General features: G+C 58.0%; 18 protein-coding genes. 5 read left to right on the top strand and 13 right to left on the bottom strand.

All coding sequences use genetic code 11. The features are described from left to right. Positions 1–32 precede the first annotated feature (32 nt). Positions 33–341 carry a YhbY family RNA-binding protein gene (locus ACMXYI_RS10780; protein WP_008057408.1) on the top strand — a complete coding sequence of 103 codons (309 nt, stop codon included), beginning with the start codon at positions 33–35 and terminating at the stop codon, positions 339–341. Between the two features lie 9 nt (positions 342–350). Here ACMXYI_RS10780 and ACMXYI_RS10775 read toward each other — a convergent pair whose 3' ends face one another. The 8 genes from ACMXYI_RS10775 to grpE all read right to left on the bottom strand — a co-directional run bounded on the left by ACMXYI_RS10775 (position 351) and on the right by grpE (position 10,818). After that, on the bottom strand, positions 351–755 hold the full coding sequence (locus ACMXYI_RS10775) for an MFS transporter (protein WP_415773202.1): 405 nt from the start codon (positions 753–755) through the stop codon (positions 351–353). A gap of 28 nt (positions 756–783) precedes the next feature. Next, positions 784–1,260 carry a transcription elongation factor GreA gene (gene greA / locus ACMXYI_RS10770; RefSeq protein ID WP_046045786.1) on the bottom strand — a complete coding sequence of 159 codons (477 nt, stop codon included), beginning with the start codon at positions 1,258–1,260 and terminating at the stop codon, positions 784–786. Beyond that, complete coding sequence (gene carB / locus ACMXYI_RS10765) at positions 1,257–4,478, bottom strand: carbamoyl-phosphate synthase large subunit (RefSeq protein WP_415773201.1); 3,222 nt, start codon at positions 4,476–4,478, stop codon at positions 1,257–1,259. The genes greA and carB overlap by 4 nt, the downstream gene beginning before the upstream one ends. A 120-nt stretch (positions 4,479–4,598) precedes the next feature. Next, a complete protein-coding gene (gene carA / locus ACMXYI_RS10760) occupies positions 4,599–5,735 on the bottom strand; it encodes a glutamine-hydrolyzing carbamoyl-phosphate synthase small subunit (RefSeq protein ID WP_415773200.1) in 1,137 nt (378 codons plus the stop codon). 259 nt (positions 5,736–5,994) lie between these two features. Next, complete coding sequence (gene dapB, locus ACMXYI_RS10755; RefSeq protein ID WP_415773199.1) at positions 5,995–6,801, bottom strand: 4-hydroxy-tetrahydrodipicolinate reductase; 807 nt, start codon at positions 6,799–6,801, stop codon at positions 5,995–5,997. A 9-nt stretch (positions 6,802–6,810) separates the two neighbouring features. Next, the gene (gene dnaJ, locus ACMXYI_RS10750; protein WP_008149037.1) at positions 6,811–7,935 is read right to left on the bottom strand and encodes a molecular chaperone DnaJ; all 1,125 of its coding nucleotides are present in this window, start codon (positions 7,933–7,935) and stop codon (positions 6,811–6,813) included. A 297-nt stretch (positions 7,936–8,232) separates the two neighbouring features. Further along, entirely contained in the window at positions 8,233–10,149 is a 1,917-nt protein-coding gene (dnaK, locus tag ACMXYI_RS10745) for a molecular chaperone DnaK (protein WP_415773198.1), read from the bottom strand. A 102-nt stretch (positions 10,150–10,251) separates the two neighbouring features. Continuing rightward, the gene (gene grpE / locus ACMXYI_RS10740; protein ID WP_033058135.1) at positions 10,252–10,818 is read right to left on the bottom strand and encodes a nucleotide exchange factor GrpE; all 567 of its coding nucleotides are present in this window, start codon (positions 10,816–10,818) and stop codon (positions 10,252–10,254) included. 241 nt (positions 10,819–11,059) lie between these two features. Between grpE and recN the strand changes: the two genes are divergently transcribed. Next, entirely contained in the window at positions 11,060–12,733 is a 1,674-nt protein-coding gene (gene recN / locus ACMXYI_RS10735; RefSeq protein ID WP_415773197.1) for a DNA repair protein RecN, read from the top strand. 75 nt (positions 12,734–12,808) lie between these two features. Here the strand turns inward: recN and fur are convergent, their stop codons facing one another. Then, on the bottom strand, positions 12,809–13,213 hold the full coding sequence (gene fur / locus ACMXYI_RS10730; RefSeq protein WP_003197684.1) for a ferric iron uptake transcriptional regulator: 405 nt from the start codon (positions 13,211–13,213) through the stop codon (positions 12,809–12,811). 97 nt (positions 13,214–13,310) lie between these two features. Between fur and ACMXYI_RS10725 the strand changes: the two genes are divergently transcribed. Further along, positions 13,311–13,838 (top strand): outer membrane protein assembly factor BamE, encoded by a 528-nt coding sequence (locus ACMXYI_RS10725; protein WP_008149042.1) that lies wholly within the window; start codon positions 13,311–13,313, stop codon positions 13,836–13,838. A 61-nt stretch (positions 13,839–13,899) separates the two neighbouring features. Here the strand turns inward: ACMXYI_RS10725 and ACMXYI_RS10720 are convergent, their stop codons facing one another. Genes ACMXYI_RS10720 through ACMXYI_RS10710 form a run of 3 tightly spaced genes read right to left on the bottom strand, consistent with a single transcriptional unit; the run spans position 13,900 to position 16,052 of the window. Continuing rightward, positions 13,900–14,214: an RnfH family protein gene (locus ACMXYI_RS10720; protein ID WP_415773196.1), complete on the bottom strand. Its 315-nt coding sequence runs from the start codon at positions 14,212–14,214 to the stop codon at positions 13,900–13,902. Further along, positions 14,207–14,641, bottom strand: a complete 435-nt coding sequence (locus ACMXYI_RS10715) for a type II toxin-antitoxin system RatA family toxin (RefSeq protein WP_415773195.1) — start codon at positions 14,639–14,641, stop codon at positions 14,207–14,209. The genes ACMXYI_RS10720 and ACMXYI_RS10715 overlap by 8 nt, the downstream gene beginning before the upstream one ends. 7 nt (positions 14,642–14,648) lie before the next feature. After that, positions 14,649–16,052: a sodium-dependent transporter gene (locus ACMXYI_RS10710; RefSeq protein WP_415773194.1), complete on the bottom strand. Its 1,404-nt coding sequence runs from the start codon at positions 16,050–16,052 to the stop codon at positions 14,649–14,651. A 118-nt stretch (positions 16,053–16,170) separates the two neighbouring features. Here ACMXYI_RS10710 and smpB point away from each other — a divergent pair, with 118 nt between their 5' ends. After that, the gene (gene smpB / locus ACMXYI_RS10705) at positions 16,171–16,653 is read left to right on the top strand and encodes an SsrA-binding protein SmpB (RefSeq protein WP_008149046.1); all 483 of its coding nucleotides are present in this window, start codon (positions 16,171–16,173) and stop codon (positions 16,651–16,653) included. A gap of 116 nt (positions 16,654–16,769) precedes the next feature. On the opposite strand, the gene ACMXYI_RS10700 is transcribed toward smpB, so the two are convergent. Then, positions 16,770–17,537 carry a GntR family transcriptional regulator gene (locus ACMXYI_RS10700; protein ID WP_008149047.1) on the bottom strand — a complete coding sequence of 256 codons (768 nt, stop codon included), beginning with the start codon at positions 17,535–17,537 and terminating at the stop codon, positions 16,770–16,772. Between the two features lie 262 nt (positions 17,538–17,799). Between ACMXYI_RS10700 and ACMXYI_RS10695 the strand changes: the two genes are divergently transcribed. Then, on the top strand, positions 17,800–19,494 hold the full coding sequence (locus tag ACMXYI_RS10695) for a lactate permease LctP family transporter (protein WP_415773193.1): 1,695 nt from the start codon (positions 17,800–17,802) through the stop codon (positions 19,492–19,494). The last annotated feature ends 92 nt before the right edge of the window (positions 19,495–19,586 follow it).

The following is a 19,586-nucleotide window of genomic DNA, read 5'->3' as shown; positions in this document are numbered from 1 at the left end:
ATTTTACAGAATCCAGACTAAAGGGTCAGATTATGCCGCTCACTCAAGAGCAGAAGAAACAGTACAAATCCATTGGCCACCATCTGAAACCAGTTTTGATCGTGGCTGACAACGGTTTGACTGAAGGTGTGTTAGCCGAACTTGAACGCGCTTTGGCGGATCACGAGCTGATCAAAATCAAGCTCAACATCCTCGATCGCGAGTCGCGCCTGGCGAACATTGCAGAACTGTGCAAGGTCGGCAAAGCGGACCTGGTTCAGGTCATCGGCAAGATGGCACTGATTTACCGCAAGAACTTCAGCGTCAACAAGCAGCTGTCGAACGTCCATCGCTTCAAGTGATGACAAGGGTCAAGGGTGTGCTTCGCGCACCCTGCCACTCCATCCAGGCACCGGCTGCAACACCAGCACCAGCCCGGAAAAGCCCAGAACAAGATAGCTGAACACCTGCCAACGCACGGCATCTGGCCAAGCGATACGCACCGCGGCATACATCGCACACGCATACAGCGCCATCATCAGCAGTTGCCCGCGAATATCGCGCCATAGACTGGCAAGGCCCTCGGCCTGAATCAGCACCAAAGCCTGAAAAATCACACACGCTGCGGCGAACCCCACCATCAGCGCATCAAGCATGCCTGCGATTTCGTCGATCAGCAGCGGTGCCAGGCCAATTTTGCCCAGCACCGGCAGCAGACCGATGTGCAACAGCCACAGACCACCAACCCACAACATCTGAGCCAGTTGCCAAAGCACGGCGCCCGCACGTAGCGGGCGCCTGCGCTTAGATGTGGCGAACTTCGACAATCTCGTACTCGATAACGCCGCCAGGCGTTTTCACGGCAACCACATCACCCTCTTCCTTGGCAATCAAGGCGCGGGCCAATGGCGAGCCGACCGAAATCTTGCCGAGCTTGAAGTCAGCCTCATCCTCACCAACGATGTGGTAAGTGACGCTTTCGTCCGTCTCGACGTTGGCGATTTCAACGGTGGTGCCGAAGATCACTTTGCCGGTGTGAGGAATGGTCGTGACATCGATGATCACCGCGTTTTGCATACGGCCTTCGATGTCGCGGATCCGCGCCTCGACCATACCCTGCTGCTCGCGAGCAGCGTGGTATTCGGCGTTTTCTTTCAAGTCACCCAACTCGCGGGCCGTACCGATGTCCTGGCTGAGCTTCGGACGGACGACCTTGGTCAGGTGAGCGTGTTCTTCTTCCAGGGCTTTTGCGCCCTTGACGGTCATTGGGTATTTGATCATGCCTTCAATCCTGCGTGTAGATCCTGCAAGCGGCGCACGGTCTTCTCGGGACCGAACTTCAGCGCTTCGCAGATAGCTTCGCCAGCAGCAATGGTGGTGGTGCAGTAGATCTTGTGCTGCAAGGCATTACGACGAATGGAGTACGAATCAGCGATCGATTGACGACCTTCGGTGGTGTTGATGATCAGGGTGACTTCGTCATTCTTGATCATGTCGACCACGTGCGGACGACCTTCGGTCACCTTGTTCACACGACGCACTTTCAGGCCTGCGGCTTCGATCAGCTTGGCAGTACCGGCAGTGGCGACCACTTCGAAGCCCAAGTTGATCAGATCACGGGCCACGCCTGCAACCAGCGGCTTGTCGTCATCACGCACGCTGATGAACGCGGTACCGCCGGTCGGCAGCACTTCGCTGGCGCCCATTTGGGCTTTGGCAAACGCTTCACCGAAGGTGTCGCCCACGCCCATCACTTCACCAGTGGACTTCATCTCTGGGCCCAGGATCGGGTCCACGCCAGGGAATTTGGCGAATGGGAACACTGCCTCTTTCACACTGTAGAAGTTCGGAATGATTTCTTTGGTGAAGCCGATTTCCTTCAGGGTTTTACCGGCCATCACGCGAGCCGCGATCATTGCCAGGGAAACACCGATGCACTTCGATACGAACGGTACGGTACGGGAAGCGCGCGGGTTGACTTCGATGACGTAGATGTCTTCGCCTTGCAGCGCCAACTGAACGTTCATCAGGCCGACAACGCCCAGTTCCAGGGCCATTTTCTTGACCTGTTCGCGCATCTCGTCCTGGATGTGAGCAGGCAGCGAGTACGGCGGCAGGGAGCACGCGGAGTCACCGGAGTGAACGCCGGCCTGCTCGATGTGCTGCATGATCGCGCCAATCACCACGTCGGTGCCGTCGCAGACCGCATCCACGTCCATTTCGATGGCGCAGTTGAGGAAGTGGTCGAGCAGCACCGGGCTGTCGTTGGACACTTTCACCGCATCGCGCAGGTAGCGCTTGAGCTCTTCTTCTTCGTAAACGATTTCCATCGCGCGGCCGCCCAGTACGTAGGACGGACGAACCACCAGCGGGTAACCGATCTTGGCGGCAGCACGAATCGCTTCGTCTTCGCTGCGCACGGTGGCGTTTGGCGGCTGACGCAGGTTCAGGCGCTCGACCATTTGCTGGAAGCGCTCACGGTCTTCGGCACGGTCGATGGCGTCAGGGCTGGTGCCGATGATCGGCACACCGGCTTCTTCCAGGGCACGCGCCAGTTTCAGCGGGGTCTGGCCGCCGTACTGGACGATCACGCCTTTAGGCTTCTCGACTCGGCAGATTTCCAGTACGTCTTCCAGGGTCACTGGTTCGAAGTACAGGCGATCGGAGGTGTCGTAGTCGGTGGAAACGGTTTCCGGGTTGCAGTTGACCATGATGGTCTCGTAACCGTCTTCGCGCAGGGCCAGCGCCGCGTGTACGCAGCAGTAGTCGAACTCGATGCCTTGGCCGATACGGTTAGGACCGCCGCCGAGGATCATGATCTTGTCACGGCCCGACGGCGCGGCTTCGCACTCTTCCTCGTACGTCGAGTAGAGGTAAGCGGTGTCGGTGGCGAACTCGGCCGCGCAGGTGTCAACGCGCTTGTAGACCGGGAAGATCTCCAGCTTGTGACGGTGGCGACGCAGAGCCTTCTCGGTCACGCCCAGCAGCTTGGCCAGACGCATGTCGGAGAAGCCTTTGCGCTTGAGGCGGAACATCAAGTCGCGGTCGATGCTGGCCAGACCCAGGGTCTTGACCTTCTCTTCTTCCTTGATCAGATCTTCGATCTGTACCAGGAACCACGGGTCAATCATGTTCATGCCGAAGATGTCTTCGACCGACAGGCCGGCGCGGAAGGCGTCAGCCACGTACCAGATACGCTCGGCACCCGGCACGGTCAGTTCGCGCTTGAGCACGCTCATGCTTTCCGGGTTGCTCAGGTCGAGCTTCTCGTCCAGACCGCAAACGCCTACTTCCAGACCGCGCAGGGCTTTCTGCAGGGATTCCTGGAAAGTCCGGCCGATGGCCATGACTTCACCGACCGACTTCATTTGAGTGGTCAGGCGTGCGTCGGCTTTCGGGAATTTTTCGAAGGCGAAACGTGGCAGCTTGGTCACGACGTAGTCGATGGACGGCTCGAAGGATGCAGGAGTAGCGCCGCCGGTGATTTCGTTCTGCAGCTCGTCCAGGGTGTAGCCGATCGCCAGCTTGGCAGCGATACGCGCAATCGGGAAACCAGTGGCTTTCGAGGCCAGTGCCGAAGAGCGGGATACACGCGGGTTCATCTCGATCACGACCATACGGCCAGTGTCGGGGCAGATGCCAAACTGAACGTTGGAGCCGCCGGTTTCCACACCGATCTCACGCAGTACCGCCAACGAGGCGTTACGCATGATCTGGTATTCCTTGTCCGTCAGGGTTTGTGCCGGAGCAACAGTGATCGAGTCACCGGTGTGCACGCCCATCGGGTCAAAGTTTTCGATGGAGCAGACGATGATGCAGTTGTCCTTCTTATCGCGGACAACCTCCATCTCATATTCTTTCCAGCCGATCAGGGATTCGTCGATCAGCAGCTCTTTGGTTGGCGACAGGTCCAGACCGCGGGCGCAGATTTCTTCGAACTCTTCACGGTTGTAAGCGATACCGCCACCGGTGCCGCCCATGGTGAAGGACGGACGAATGATGCACGGGAAGCCGAGCTTTTCGAGGACCGCGTTGGCCTCTTCCATGCTGTGGGCGATACCCGAACGCGGGCAGTCCAGACCGATGGATTTCATCGCCTTGTCGAAGCGCGAACGGTCTTCTGCCTTGTCGATGGTGTCAGCGTTGGCACCGATCATCTCTACGCCGAACTTCTCCAGAACGCCTTCGCGCTCCAGATCCAGTGCGCAGTTCAGAGCGGTCTGGCCACCCATGGTCGGCAGCAGCGCGTCCGGACGCTCTTTCTCGATGATCTTGGCAACGGTCTGCCACTTGATCGGCTCGATGTAGGTGGCGTCGGCCATGTCCGGGTCGGTCATGATGGTCGCTGGGTTGGAGTTCACCAGGATGACGCGGTAACCCTCCTCGCGCAGGGCTTTACAGGCCTGGGCGCCGGAGTAATCGAATTCGCAGGCCTGGCCGATCACGATCGGGCCAGCGCCGAGAATCAGGATGCTTTTAATGTCTGTACGTTTTGGCATGGGTTTGTCACTCAAATCCGCAGGTCAGTCGGCAAGCCGTCTTGTTCAATCTGTGAAGCCTTGAGGGGGCCACCGCAATGTCGGGACCGCCCTCAAGCTTTGCTGCATCAAGGCGAGCGATTAGCGTCGCTTGGCCATTTCGTTGATGAAGCGATCGAACAATGGCGCTACGTCGTTCGGGCCGGGGCTGGCTTCAGGGTGACCCTGGAAGCTGAAGGCGCTCTTGTCGGTACGCTCGATACCTTGCAGGGTGCCGTCGAACAGCGATTTGTGGATCGCGCGGACGTTGGCTGGCAGGGTCGCTTCGTCTACCGCAAAACCGTGGTTCTGGCTGGTGATCATCACCACACCGGTATCCAGATCCTGGACCGGGTGGTTGGCACCGTGGTGGCCGTGACCCATTTTCAGGGTCTTGGCACCGGAGGCCAGGGCCAGCAGTTGGTGACCAAGGCAGATACCGAAGACCGGAATTTCGGTTTCCAGCACATCCTTGATCGCCTGGATCGCGTAGTCGCAAGGCTCCGGGTCACCAGGGCCGTTGGACAGGAACACGCCGTCCGGCTTCAATGCCAGCGCTTCAGCAGCTGGCGTCTGTGCCGGCACCACGGTCACGCGGCAACCGCGCTCGACCAGCATGCGCAGGATGTTCAGCTTGACGCCGTAGTCGTAGGCAACCACGTGGTACGGCAGCTCAGAGGCTTCGATGGTCGCGTGGCTGTCGGTTTTCAAATCCCAGACAGTCGAGCGCCACTCGTATTTCTCTTTGGTGCTGACGACTTTCGCCAGGTCCATGCCTTTGAGGCCAGGGAAACCCTGGGCTGCGGCGATGGCGGCTTCTTCGGAAATGTTGTCACCGGCCATGATGCAGCCGTTCTGCGCGCCTTTTTCACGCAGGAGGCGCGTCAGGCGGCGAGTGTCGATACCGGCGATTGCCACAACATTGTTGGCTTTCAGGTAGTCGGACAGAGACATCGTGTTACGCCAGTTGCTCGCAACCAGTGGCAGGTCACGGATAACCAGGCCCGCGGACCAGACGCGGTCGGACTCGGCGTCTTCCGGCGTGGTGCCGGTGTTGCCGATGTGCGGGTAAGTCAGGGTAACAATCTGTTGGGCGTAGGAAGGATCGGTAAGGATTTCCTGATAGCCGGTCATTGCGGTGTTGAACACCACCTCACCAACGGTTTGACCGTCGGCTCCAATGGCTTCGCCGCGAAAAATGCTGCCATCAGCAAGGGCGAGTATGGCTGGCTTAGTCAAGAAGACCTCCCGTAAATAAAGCCTGAAAGGGCGATCGCAGGTTGTAAAAAAGCGGAGTGACGTATGGACACGTCACCCCGCTTCTTCACCGAATAATTCTGCGCGCTTTTAGTGGACACACTAAAGCTGTAGCTTACAGAAAAAGGCATTTTTGGTCTACCGCCAATGAGCCTTAAAGGCCGGAGAATGCGACAGGACGTCGCTTGGCGTAATAAAACCGGGCCCAAACACTGTGTTGGAACCCGGTTTCGGGGGCATCTTAACGTAGATCGAGCACATCTTGCATGTCGTAAAGACCCGGCTCACGACCGTCCAGCCACAACGCAGCACGTACCGCGCCCTTGGCGAAGGTCATGCGACTGGAAGCTTTATGCGTGATCTCAAGTCGCTCACCCTCACAGGCGAACAGCACCGTATGATCGCCGACCACATCACCACCGCGAACAGTGGCAAAGCCGATCGTTTCACGCTCGCGAGCACCGGTATGGCCTTCACGACCATAAACCGCAACCTTCTGCAGATCACGATCCAGGGCATTTGCGATGACTTCACCCATGCGCAGAGCCGTACCTGAAGGCGCATCGATCTTGTGCCGATGATGAGCCTCGATGATCTCGATATCCGCGTCATCACCCAGCACACGAGCAGCCATGTCGAGCAGCTTGAGCGACAGATTCACACCGACACTGAAATTGGCCGCGAACACGATCGGAATATCCTTGCCGGCCTCGGCCAGCAACTGCTTCTGCGCGGCATCCAGCCCGGTAGTACCGATCACCATGGCCTTGCCCGTATTACGGCAGAACGCCAGGTTTTTCAGCATGACTTCCGGAAGCGTGAAGTCGATCAGCACGTCGAACTCATCAGCCACCGCGTCCAGATTGCCGGACAACGGAACGCCGATACGCCCCAGCGAGGCCAGCTCACCAGCATCCACGCCAATCAGCGTGCTGCCGGGGCGTACGATGGCTGCCGTCAGCCCGGTCAGCGGCGCGCGCTGCTGAACCGCCTCGACCAGAATCTTGCCCATGCGCCCGGCAGCGCCCATCACAGCTATACGTCGCATGCCGACTCCTTACAAATCGCCGAAGAAGCGCTTCACGCCTTCGAACCAACCAGTGGTTTTAGGCGAATGGCTGTTGTCATCCGCCAGCGAGCTACGGAACTCTTCCAGCAGTTCGCGCTGACGACGTCCCAGATTGACAGGGGTTTCGACCGCCACTCGGCACATCAAGTCACCAGCACCGCCGCCGCGCACTGGCGCAACGCCCTTGCCGCGAACACGGAATTGCTTGCCGGTCTGAGTCCCTTCAGGGATTTTCAGTTTGACGCGACCATCAAGGGTCGGAATCTCCAGCTCGCCACCCAGTGCAGCATCGACAAAGCTGATTGGCACTTCGCAGAACAGGTGCTTGCCGTCGCGCTGGAAGATCGCGTGTTCACGCACGTTGATCACCACGTACAGGTCGCCAGTCGGGCCACCCTGAGCACCCGCCTCGCCTTCGCCGGACAGACGAATGCGGTCACCGGTATCGACACCGGCCGGCACTTTCACCGAGAGGGTTTTGTACTCTTCGACACGACCTTGACCGTCGCACGAGTCGCACGGATCGGAAATGATCTTGCCCTGGCCATGGCAGCGCGGGCAGGTCTGCTGTACCGAGAAAAAGCCCTGCTGCATACGGACTTGACCGATACCGCCACACGTCGGGCAAGTGATCGGCGAGGAGCCTTTCTTGGCACCCGAGCCGTCGCACGGCTTGCAGTTGACCAATGTCGGAACACGGATATTCACGGTCGTACCGCGCACCGCTTCTTCCAGATTCAGTTCCAGGGTGTAGCGCAGGTCGCTGCCGCGCTGAGCGCCACCACGAGAACCGCCGCGACCGCCGCCGAAGAAGTCACTGAAGACATCACCAAAGATGTCGGAGAAGTTCTGACCGCCAAACCCGGCACCGCCGCCACCCATGCTTGGGTCGACACCGGCATGACCGTACTGGTCGTACGCCGCGCGCTTGCTGGAATCGGACAGTACTTCGTAGGCCTCATTGGCCTCCTTGAACATATCTTCCGACGCCTTGTCATCGGGATTACGGTCCGGGTGGTGTTTCATCGCCAGGCGACGGTAGGCCTTTTTCAGGTCTGCTTCGCTTGAGCCGCGCTCAACACCCAATACTTCGTAATAGTCACGCTTTGCCATAAGTCTTTGCACTCTTAAGGACGTCCGGCAAACCTCTCCTGAGCCTTGCCAAACTCGTTGAGCCCCAATACAGGCCCGGACCCAACTCACGTCAATTCAACGATCCTGGTCTTTGATTCGATGCGGTACTTTCGGCTCGAAAAGCAGGAGCATTCCCGGCCATACCATCAGCATCCGAGCGTTGTCGCATGCTGTAAAAATTCGCTAACTCCAGACACGCCAACGCGGGAGCAAGCCCCCGCGCGGCGACATCCTACCAGTCACTGCCTAAAGGCAGTCAACCGGCCGACCAACAACTTACTTGTGGTCTTTGACTTCTTCGAACTCAGCGTCGACGACGTCGTCAGCCTTCTCAGCCGATTCGCCTTGCGGTGCAGCACCTTCAGCAGGTTGAGCCTGCTCGGCGTACATCTTCTGCGCTACTGGAGCGGAGACTTTCGACAGCTCTTCAACCTTGGCTTCGATCGCGGCCTTGTCGTCGCCTTTGACAGCGGCTTCCAGGGCAACAACAGCAGCTTCGATTGCAGTCTTCTCTTCAGCAGTCACTTTATCGCCAGCGTCTGCGACCATTTTGCGAGTCGAGTGAACCAGCGCATCGCCCTGGTTGCGAGCGGTTGCCAGCTCTTCGAACTGGCGATCTGCGTCGACGTTGGCTTCAGCATCGCGAATCATCTGCTGAATCTCTTCCTCGGACAGACCGGAGTTGGCCTTGATCACGATCGACTGAGTCTTGCCGGTAGCCTTGTCTTTGGCGCCTACGTGCAGAATGCCGTTGGCGTCGATGTCGAAGGTCACTTCAATTTGTGGCACACCACGTGGTGCTGGTGGAATCTCGGCCAGGTCGAACTTGCCCAAAGACTTGTTCTGAGCGGCTTGCTTACGCTCACCTTGCAGCACGTGAATGGTCACTGCGCCCTGATTGTCGTCGGCAGTCGAGAACACTTGCGATTTCTTGGTAGGAATCGTGGTGTTTTTCTCGATCAGCGCGGTCATCACGCCACCCATGGTTTCGATACCCAGGGTCAGCGGGCTAACGTCCAGCAGCAGAACGTCTTTCACGTCACCGGCCAATACTGCGCCCTGGATAGCAGCACCCATGGCAACGGCTTCGTCCGGGTTCACGTCTTTACGTGCTTCTTTACCGAAGAACTCGGTCACCAGCTTCTGAACCAGTGGCATACGGGTCTGACCGCCGACCAGGATCACGTCATTGATAGCGCCAATGTCGATACCGGAGTCTTTCAGAGCGATGCGGCAAGGTTCGATGGTGCGTTGAACCAGGTCTTCTACCAGCGCTTCGAGCTTGGCGCGGGAGATTTTCACGTTCAAGTGCTTAGGACCGGTGGCGTCTGCAGTGATGTACGGCAGGTTCACGTCGGTCGAATTGCTCGAAGACAGTTCGATCTTGGCTTTTTCAGCGGCTTCTTTCAGGCGCTGCATGGCCAGCGGGTCACCTTTAAGGTTCATGCCGCTTTCTTTCTTGAATTCGTCAACGAGGTAGTCGATCAGACGAATGTCAAAGTCTTCACCGCCCAGGAACGTGTCACCGTTGGTGGCCAATACTTCGAACTGGTGCTCGCCATCGACTTCAGCGATTTCGATCACGGAAACGTCGAAAGTACCGCCGCCCAAGTCGTAAACGATCACGGTGTGATCGCCCTTCGCCTTGTCCATACCGTAAGCCAGAGCAGCTGCGGTTGGTTCGTTGATGATACGTTTTACGTCCAGGCCCGCGATGCGGCCGGCGTCTTTGGTGGCTTGACGCTGGCTGTCGTTGAAGTAGGCAGGAACGGTGATCACCGCTTCGGTCACTGGCTCGCCGAGGTAGTCTTCGGCGGTCTTCTTCATTTTCTTCAGAATTTCAGCCGAGATTTGTGGCGGCGACATTTTCTGGCCGTTCACTTCAACCCACGCATCGCCGTTATCAGCCTTGGCGATTTTGTACGGGACCATCTTGATGTCTTTCTGTACGACTTCTTCGTCGAACTTACGACCGATCAGACGCTTCACCGCGTACAGGGTGTTGTGCGGATTGGTCACAGCCTGACGCTTGGCCGATTGACCAACGAGGATTTCACCATCGTCGGCGTAAGCGATGATCGACGGCGTGGTACGCGTGCCTTCAGCGTTTTCAATAACTTTGGCTACGCCGTTTTCAAGCACGGAGACGCAGGAGTTGGTAGTCCCCAGGTCGATACCGATAATTTTGCCCATGTTCACTCTCCCGAAACTTTGGATTTGGTTGCCGCAGCAGTGGTGGCTAACTGCGGTAGCACTTAAACGCTTGACTTCTAAATGGGGGCCTTGCGGCTAATTTCAAGCCTGCTCGTCAATCGAAGGCGAAACCGGTGCCGGTGCCTTGCTGACCACGACCATGGCCGGGCGCAGCAGGCGACCGTTGAGCTGATAGCCCTTCTGGAACACCTTGAGCACGCTGTTCGGCTCGACGTCGGCGCTTTCCTGCATGGCCATTGCCTGATGCTGAACGGCGTTGAACGGTTCGCCATGCGGATCGATCGCTTCCAGCTGATAACGCTTCAGGGTGTCCTGGAACATTTTCAGGGTCAGCTCGATGCCTTCGCGCATTGGACGAATGCTTTCGTCGTCCGGGCTGGACAACTCCAGACCACGCTCCAGGCTGTCGATGATCGGCAACAAGTCACCGGCGAATTTCTCCAGTGCGAATTTGTGAGCCTTTTCGACATCCTGCTCGGCGCGACGGCGGACGTTCTGCAGATCAGCTGCTACACGCAAAGCCTGATCATGAGCGCCAGCCAATTGCTCTTCGAGCACTTGAACACGAGCCGCCAGTTCATCACCCGAATCCTGGGCAGCCTGATCGGCGTCTAGATTTTGCGTATCCACTGTCTGTTCGTCAGCCATAGATTTCTCCTTTCAATATCGTCCGCGAGCTCAACTCGCGCTTCTGCCCAGCTATATGGGGCCGCAAAATTCAGCTTCAAGGGGCGCTTATTTATTAACCCTACAAAAAACAGCTGCATTGTCATTCCCGGGTGCACTAAGGATTTCGTCGGATCAAGCAAATCGAGCTAAGGGAGGGCATTGTCAGCCAGAAACAAAACACTGTATAAATAACCAGACCTAAAGCCTGGGAGCGGCCTTTATGCTGGTGCACCTGTCCGTACATAACTACGCCATCGTTGAACATCTCGATCTCGAACTCGATCGCGGGATGAGCGTGATCACCGGGGAAACCGGCGCCGGCAAGTCGATCATGCTCGACGCCCTCGGCCTGACCCTGGGCGATCGCGCCGACAGCGGCGTGGTCCGTCCCGGTGCCGACAAGGCCGATATCCTGGCCACCTTCGATCTGGTCGATATCCCGGAAGCCAGTGCTTGGCTGGCCGAGCGTGACCTGGAGAGCGACGGCCCGTGCATCCTGCGCCGGGTGATCACCGCCGAAGGACGCTCGCGTGGCTACATCAACGGCACGCCCTGCCCCCTCGGCGACCTCAAAGCCCTGGGTGAATTGCTGATCGATATCCACAGCCAGCATGAACATCAATCCCTACTCAAGACCGACACGCACCGCCGCCTGCTCGACGAGTACGCTGGTGCAACGGACCTTGCCCGTCAGGTACACCTGGCCGCCCAACGCTGGCGCCAGACCCGCCAGGAGCTGGAACGCCTTTCCAATTCCGGCGACGAGCAGCGCGCTCGCCATCAATTGCTCAGTTATCAACTCGAAGAGCTGGAAAACCTCGGCCTCGGCGAAAACGAGCTGGAGCAGCTGGAACAGGAACACAAGAACCTGACCAACGCCGAAACCCTGCTGGGCATTTGTCGGCAAGTGGTCGAGCAATGCAGCGAAAGTGATTCCGGAAATGTGCTGAACGCCCTCACCGCCAGCCTCAATCGCCTTTCGAGCGTCAACAATTCGATTGGGGCCCTGGGTGAAGCCAGCAGCCTGCTGACCAGTGCACAGATCCAGGTCGAAGAAGCCGTGGGAGAACTGAACCGCTTCCTTGATAACTTCGATGCCGATCCAGCGCGTCTTCAGTACCTGGAGGAACGCCTTGATGCGATCTATACCATGGCGCGCAAACACCGCATCCAGCCGACCGAAGTGGCCGAGATGCAGCAGCGCTTGCTGGATGAAATCGAAACCCTGAATGCCAACGACGAATCCATCGAGCGACTGAGCGATGAACTGGCCTCCTATGCCCGTCATTATCAGGAGAAGGCTCGCGAGCTCAGCGATTTTCGCCATCAGGCCTCGAACAGCCTGGCCAGCGCCGTGGAGCAGGAAATCCAGCGACTGGGCATGCCTGGTGGGCGCTTCACTATCGAGCTGCGCCCCAACAGTAGCGATGAACTCCTGCCGAATGGACTTGAGCAGGTAGAACTGCTCGTTAGCGCCAACCCAGGGCAACCGCTGAAAGCCCTGGCAAAAGTGGCATCCGGCGGCGAATTGTCACGGATCAGCCTGGCGATTCAAGTGATCACCGCGCAGACCTCCCGCGTACCGACCCTGGTGTTCGACGAAGTGGACGTGGGCATCGGAGGTCCGACCGCCGAAATCGTGGGCCAATTGCTGCGTCGACTTGGGGAGCGCGGGCAGGTATTGACGGTAACTCACTTGCCGCAAGTAGCAGCGCAGGGACATCAACATCTATTCGTACATAAAGTGCGCGGCGAAGATGCCACTCACACAGCCGTCTCCAAGCTGAGCAAGAACGATCGTGTCGAAGAAGTGGCGCGAATGCTGGGCGGCATCGACCTTACAAAGGAATCCCTGGCTCATGCCAGGAAAATGGTCGTCACCGCGAAAATTTAAGACCGGCAGAAAGCACGAAGGCGACCCTGGGGTCGCCTTCGCTCGTTTCGCGAACCTTAAGTTCGCGCGACATCCTTACTTTTTCTTGCGTACGTACAGTACAAGGTTGTGATCAACCATCTCGAAGCCATACTTGTCGACGATTGCCTTCTGCAGTCGCTCGATTTCTTCGTCGAAGAATTCGATCACTTCACTGGTCTCGACGTTGACCATATGGTCGTGATGCTTGCCGTCGTCCAGCTCGAAGACCGCATGGCCCCCGTCGAAGTTGTGCCGCACCACAAGGCCAGCTGCCTCGAACTGGGTCAGGACACGGTAAACCGTGGCCAGACCGACGTCCTCACCAGCCTCCATCAGCGCCTTGTAGACGTCCTCGGCACTCATGTGGCGTTGCTCGGCGGAATCGAGCATTTGCAGAATTTTGACCCGTGGAAGGGTCACTTTGAGGCCGGCTTTGCGTAGTTCGCTATTTTCAACCATGGTCAGCTTTCTCGCGATGCTGCTTCGCAGCTTCTCTTAATGCGGGTATGATCGGCGTTTACGTTGTCCCAGCCAAGATAGTGGAAGTCGCCCACCGATGCAAAACACCAAGCTCTTGCTAACCAGTTTCACCTTTGTGGGACTGCTCGCACTCGCCGGTTGTTCATTCCCCGGGGTTTACAAAATCGACATCCAGCAGGGCAATGTCGTCACGCAGGACATGATAGACCAGTTACGCCCGGGAATGACCCGCAAGCAAGTACGGTTTATCATGGGCAACCCTCTGCTGACCGACACGTTCCATGCCGATCGCTGGGATTATCTGTACAGCCTGCAACCGGGTGGCGGTGAACGCCAACAGGAACGCATTAGCGTTATCTTCAACCCAAATGACCAACTTGTCAGCCTCTCTGGTGATTTCATGCCAGGCGTGAGCCGCGACGAAGCCATTCTCGGCAAGGACAGCGGCACTACAGTTGCTGCGCCAGCAGAAAACGCCGAGAAGCCGAAACCAGAAAAACCGGTCAAGCCAGGTTCTTTGCTGGACCAGATCCAGAAGGATGTCGACGGTGTAGAAACCGTTCCAGTCCCGACTCCAGAACCTCTGGAAACCTCGCCGCAATAATTTGCGACGCAATAAAAAACCCGGCATGTCCGGGTTTTTTATTGTCCAGCGTTTGAGCGAATCACTGATTCCGGGCTTTGGCCTCAGCAGCCTTGGCTGCGCGCAACCGACGAACTTCTTTCGGATCAGCCAGCAATGGCCGGTATATCTCGATGCGATCTCCAGCCTGGACAGGATGCTTGTCCGGATCAGCGATCACTTTACCGAAGATCCCCACCGGACAACTGGCCAGATCCAGCTCGGAAAACGCCTCGCCGACACCTGACATCAGCAAAGCCGCCCGCACGGTTGTTCCTGCCGGCACCAACACCGACAGGAGCACCTGACGATCAATGGCGGCATACACCACCTCAACGTCGATCACGACCTCAACCATGCATCTGCTTGGCGCGCTGGCAGAAGGCATCCACCAGCGTATTCGCCGCCTGATTGAACAACGGCCCCAGGGTCGCGCGGATAATCGGCCCGGCGTAATCGAACGACAGGTCCAGGCTGATCTTGCAGGCTTTCTCGCCCAACGGCTTGAACACCCAGACGCCATGCAATTGATTGAACGGGCCTTCTTCGAGGTTCATCTCGATCGAATGCCCAGGTACCAGCGTGTTGCGCGTTACGAAATGCTGGCTGAGACCGCCCTTGGCCACGCCGACGCTAGCGCGCATATGCTCGGGTGAGCTCTCCAGCACTTCGGCCGTCGAGCACCACGGCAGAAATTCCGGGTAACGCGCCACGTCGTTGACCAGGTCATACAGCGCTTGTGCCGGATACGGCAGCAGGGCCGAACGTTGAATGTGTGTCGTCATGTCAGCGTCACTTCCACAGCTGGGCGGCAAACACTACGAGAATGCCGATGGGCGCCACATAGCGCATCAAGAACAAGGACAGGGCGAACAATACGGGGTTGCGGATCGACAACTCGTCGCGTACCGCTTCACGCCCCATCACCCAGCCTGCAAACACCACGAAACACAAACCACCGAGTGGCAACATGATCCGCGAGGTGAAGAAATCGATCACACCAAAGAAGTCCAGGCCACCGGCCGCACCCCATTGATAGAGGTGAAACATCCCGCCTTCGTTCACGAAAAACTTGGCTTCCTTCCAGATATTGAAGGAAAACACCGTGCCCAGACCGACAAACCAGCAGATAAATGCCAGCCAAAAGGTCACCCAGGTGCGGCTGACTTTCGTGCGTTCAACCAGGTAAGCCACCATCGGTTCGAGCAGGGAAATTGCGGAACTCCAGGCTGCAATCGCTACGAGCACGAAGAACACTACGCCCATCAACTGGCCAAACGCTACGTTACCAAAGGCAAAGGGCAAGCTGACGAACATCAGGCCAGGGCCTTCGCTCGGGTTCAGGCCCGCGGCAAACACGATCGGAAACAACGCCAGGCCAGCTACCAGGGAAACGAAGGTATCGAGCAGTGCCACGCCGACGATGGTGCCGGAAATCGATGAGTTCTTTGGCATGTAGGCGCCGTAGATCATGATCGAACCGACGCCCACGCTCAGGGAAAAAAACGCGTGCCCCATGGCGGGCAGCAAGCCGTCGAGTACTTTTTCCGGGTGGAAGTCGAACATAAAATGCACGCCCTCCATGAAATGGCCGGTGGTCATGCTGTAGCCCAGCAGAACAATCACCATCACGAACAGCAGCGGCATCATGATCCGCAGGCTGCGCTCCAGGCCGGCGACCACCCCTTTGGCAATCACCACCGCCGACAGCAGCATAAATATTGTGTGCCAAAGTGTCAGGCGCCATGGGTCGGAGATAACGTTGCCAAAGTACGCGCCGACCTGATCAGCCGTCACGCCCTGGAAGTCGCCACGGCCCATGTCGATGATGTAATCCAGCGACCAGCCGCCGACCACACTATAGAAAGACAAGATCAGCAACGCCGTGATCATCCCGGCGAATGCGCCCCAGGACCATTTACCCGAATGCCCGGCTTCCAGCGCCAATACCTTCAGGGCGTTTGCCGGGCTCTGCCGTGCACGGCGGCCGATCAGGGTTTCGGCCAGCATGACCGGCACACCGATCAGCGCGATACAGGCCAGGAACATCAGCACGAAGGCGCCGCCGCCGTAGACGCCGACCATGTACGGGAATTTCCAGATACTACCCAGGCCCACGGCCGAACCGGTCGCGGCGAGTATGAAGACCCAGCGGCTAGCCCAACTGCCGTGGACAGAAACCTTGTCTGTCGACATCGTTATCACGCCCAAGCGTTCAAAAAAGAGGCCGCATTGTCCGGGATTCAATCAACCTGCTCAAGCACGTAGCGATACCGTAGCCGACTCGCGTGCAACTCCCTATAATGCCGCCCCTATGGCTAAACAGAAGAAACACCCAACAGGGACCATCGCGCAAAACAAAAAGGCGCGACACGATTACTTCATCGAGCACAAGTTCGAGGCTGGTCTGGTCCTGGCCGGCTGGGAAGTAAAAAGTCTGCGGGCAAGCAAGCTGCAACTGGTTGACAGTTACGTGCTGCTCAAGGATGGCGAAGCCTGGCTGCTCGGCAGCCACATTACGCCGCTGATGACCGCCAGCACCCACGTCATCGCTGATCCGACCCGCACCCGAAAATTGCTGCTCAACCGGCGCGAGCTGGAAAAGCTGGCCACTGCCGTACAGCAAAAAGGTTACGCCTGCGTGTGCCTGTCATGGTACTGGAGCAAGCACATGGTCAAGTGCGAGATCGCTCTGGGCAAGGGCAAGAAGGAATACGACAAGCGTGATACCGAACGCGAACGCGACGCCGGTCGCGAGTTGCAGCGTGCGGTGCGCAACAAGGGCAAGGAAGATTAATCTTTCGGCCTGAGTGTTGTGGCGCTAGCGAAAAGATCGCAGCCTGCGGCAGCTCCTACATAGATCGCGTATCCATGTAGGAGCTGTCGCAGGCTGCGATCTTTTGTTTTAAATAATCACATTCCTTTGCGCCGCTCCGCCCGAGCCATGCGCTGTACTTCCTGACGCACTTCTTCCAGCACTTCCTGCACATACAAGATATGTCGGCTGGAGACTTCCCGCGCCTGCTCGGCCCTTCCTTCAATAATCGCCAGGTACAACTCACGATGCTGCGTGATAAGCATGTCGCGGGTCTCGGTGCGCTGCTTGTACATCCCGCCGATGTTGGTCACCACGTTACGCTTGAGCAGATCGAACAACCCGCGAATGGTGTGCAGCAACACCGCGTTGTGACTGGCTTCAGCAATTGCCAGGTGGAATTTCGCATCCGCCGCCCCCTCTTCCGCCCGACTTACCTCGTCGTGACGCGTATAGCAGTCCTGCAATTCATTGAAGGCCGCGGTCAACCGCTCGCGATCAACGTCCGTAGCACGCATGGCTGCGTAATAGGCGCAGGAGGCTTCCAGGGTGTGACGAAACTCCAGCAGATCGCGTTGCGCTTCAGGGTTGCTTTCCAGCAGATGCAGCAGCGGATCGCTGAAGGTTGACCCCAGCGACTCCACCACATAATTGCCACCGCCCTGGCGACTGACCAGCAAACCCTTGGCCGCCAGTTTCTGAATCGCTTCGCGCAACGAAGGGCGTGACACGCCGAACTGCTCGGCCAACGCACGTTCAGCCGGCAAGCGCTCACCCGCCTTCAGCGTACCCTCGAGAATCATCCCCTCGAGCTGCTCGACAATATCGTCAGACAAACGGCGCTGACGAATCTGATCAAACCCCATAACTCATTTCTCCACGATCCCGACGGCTCGCCGGGGTCTCTATTCTGGCCTATCAGGGCTGTGTCAGCACCTGCCAGACGGCATTTGGTCGAGCGGACCAGATGACTTCTGCACCGCGTATTCGACAAAAGTTTTAGGGCGGCAAATTGACACGCCGCCTACAAGGCTTTTACCCTAGCCAACAGCGATTGTAAATTGGTATTACCAATTATCCAAGAACGCTGACCAGTGCCTGACCAACAACAATTAGGGGCCACCCCATATGCAAACCTGGCAACAGCTCTACTCTCCGCTCGGCAGTCTCGGCGTTTCCGCGCTCGCGGCCGTTATCCCCATCGTGTTTTTCTTCCTGGCATTGGCCGTGTTCCGACTCAAAGGACACGTGGCCGGCAGCATCACGCTGGCCTTGTCCATTGCCGTGGCGATCTTCGCCTTCCAGATGCCGGTCGACATGGCCTTCGCCGCCGCTGGCTATGGTTTCGCCTACGGTCTGTGGCCGATTGCCTGGATCATCGTGGCAGCAGTGTTCCTCTACAAACTGACGGTTAAGAGTGGTCAGTTCGAAGTGATCCGCAGCTCGGTGCTGTCGATCACCGACGACCAGCGCCTGCAAGTGCTGCTGATCGGCTTCTGCTTCGGTGCCTTCCTGGAAGGTGCAGCCGGTTTCGGTGCGCCGGTAGCGATTACTGCCGCCCTGCTTGTAGGGCTGGGCTTTAACCCGCTGTACGCCGCTGGCCTGTGCCTGATCGCCAACACCGCGCCGGTTGCCTTCGGTGCCTTGGGGATTCCGATCATCGTCGCAGGGCAAGTGACCGGTATCGACGCGTTCAAGATCGGCGCCATGACTGGCCGCCAACTGCCGCTGCTGTCGCTGTTCGTGCCGTTCTGGCTGGTGTTCATGATGGATGGTCTGCGCGGCGTGCGGGAAACCTGGCCGGCAGCACTGGTAGCCGGTTTGAGCTTTGCCATCACCCAATACTTCACGTCGAACTTCATCGGCCCGGAACTGCCGGACATCACCTCGGCGCTGGCAAGCCTGATTTCCCTGACGCTGTTCCTGAAAGTCTGGCAGCCAAAGCGCGCCGCAGGCCAACACATCGTCGGTGCCGTCTCGGCTTCCGTGGTGAGCGCCAGCGCCGGCGGTTTCGGCCAGCCGCGCAGCACCGTGGCTTCGCCGTACAGCTTCGGTGAAATTCTCAAAGCCTGGTCGCCGTTCCTGATCCTCACCGTGCTGGTCACCATCTGGACCTTGAAACCGTTCAAGGCAATGTTCGCCGCTGGCGGCTCGATGTACAGCTGGGTGTTTAACATCGCCATCCCGCACCTCGATCAATTGGTGATCAAGGTTGCACCGATCGTGACCGCCCCGACCGCTATTCCGGCGGTGTTCAAGCTCGACCCGATTTCCGCGACCGGCACGGCGATTTTCTTCTCTGCGCTGATCTCGATGCTGGTACTGAAGATCAATGTAAAAACTGGTCTTACCACTTTGAAAGAGACCTTCTACGAGCTGCGCTGGCCGATTTTGTCCATCGGCATGGTGCTGGCATTCGCTTTCGTCACCAACTACTCGGGCATGTCTTCCACCATGGCTCTGGTACTGGCCGGCACCGGTGCAGCCTTCCCGTTCTTCTCGCCATTCCTGGGATGGCTGGGTGTGTTCCTGACCGGTTCCGATACCTCGTCCAACGCACTGTTCAGTTCGCTGCAAGCGACCACTGCGCACCAGATCGGTGTGAGTGATGTGTTGCTGGTTGCGGCGAACACCAGCGGTGGCGTGACCGGCAAGATGATCTCGCCACAATCGATCGCCGTCGCCTGCGCCGCGACCGGCCTGGTAGGCAAGGAATCGGATCTGTTCCGCTTCACCCTCAAGCACAGCCTATTCTTCGCAACGATCGTCGGCCTGATTACCTACATCCAGGCCTATTGGCTCACCGGCATGCTGGTGCACTAAGTACTACACGATAAAAAGCAAAAACCGACGCCGGACCACGATTCCGGCGTCAGCTATCCACAACCCGGTCTGTAAGGCTGCTGAAAGCTTGC

Origin of the sequence: Pseudomonas lyxosi, from assembly GCF_047758685.1 — a bacterium.
Classification (GTDB): Bacteria; Pseudomonadota; Gammaproteobacteria; order Pseudomonadales; family Pseudomonadaceae; genus Aquipseudomonas; species Aquipseudomonas lyxosi.
This window is presented reverse-complemented; position numbering and strand designations above follow the sequence as displayed.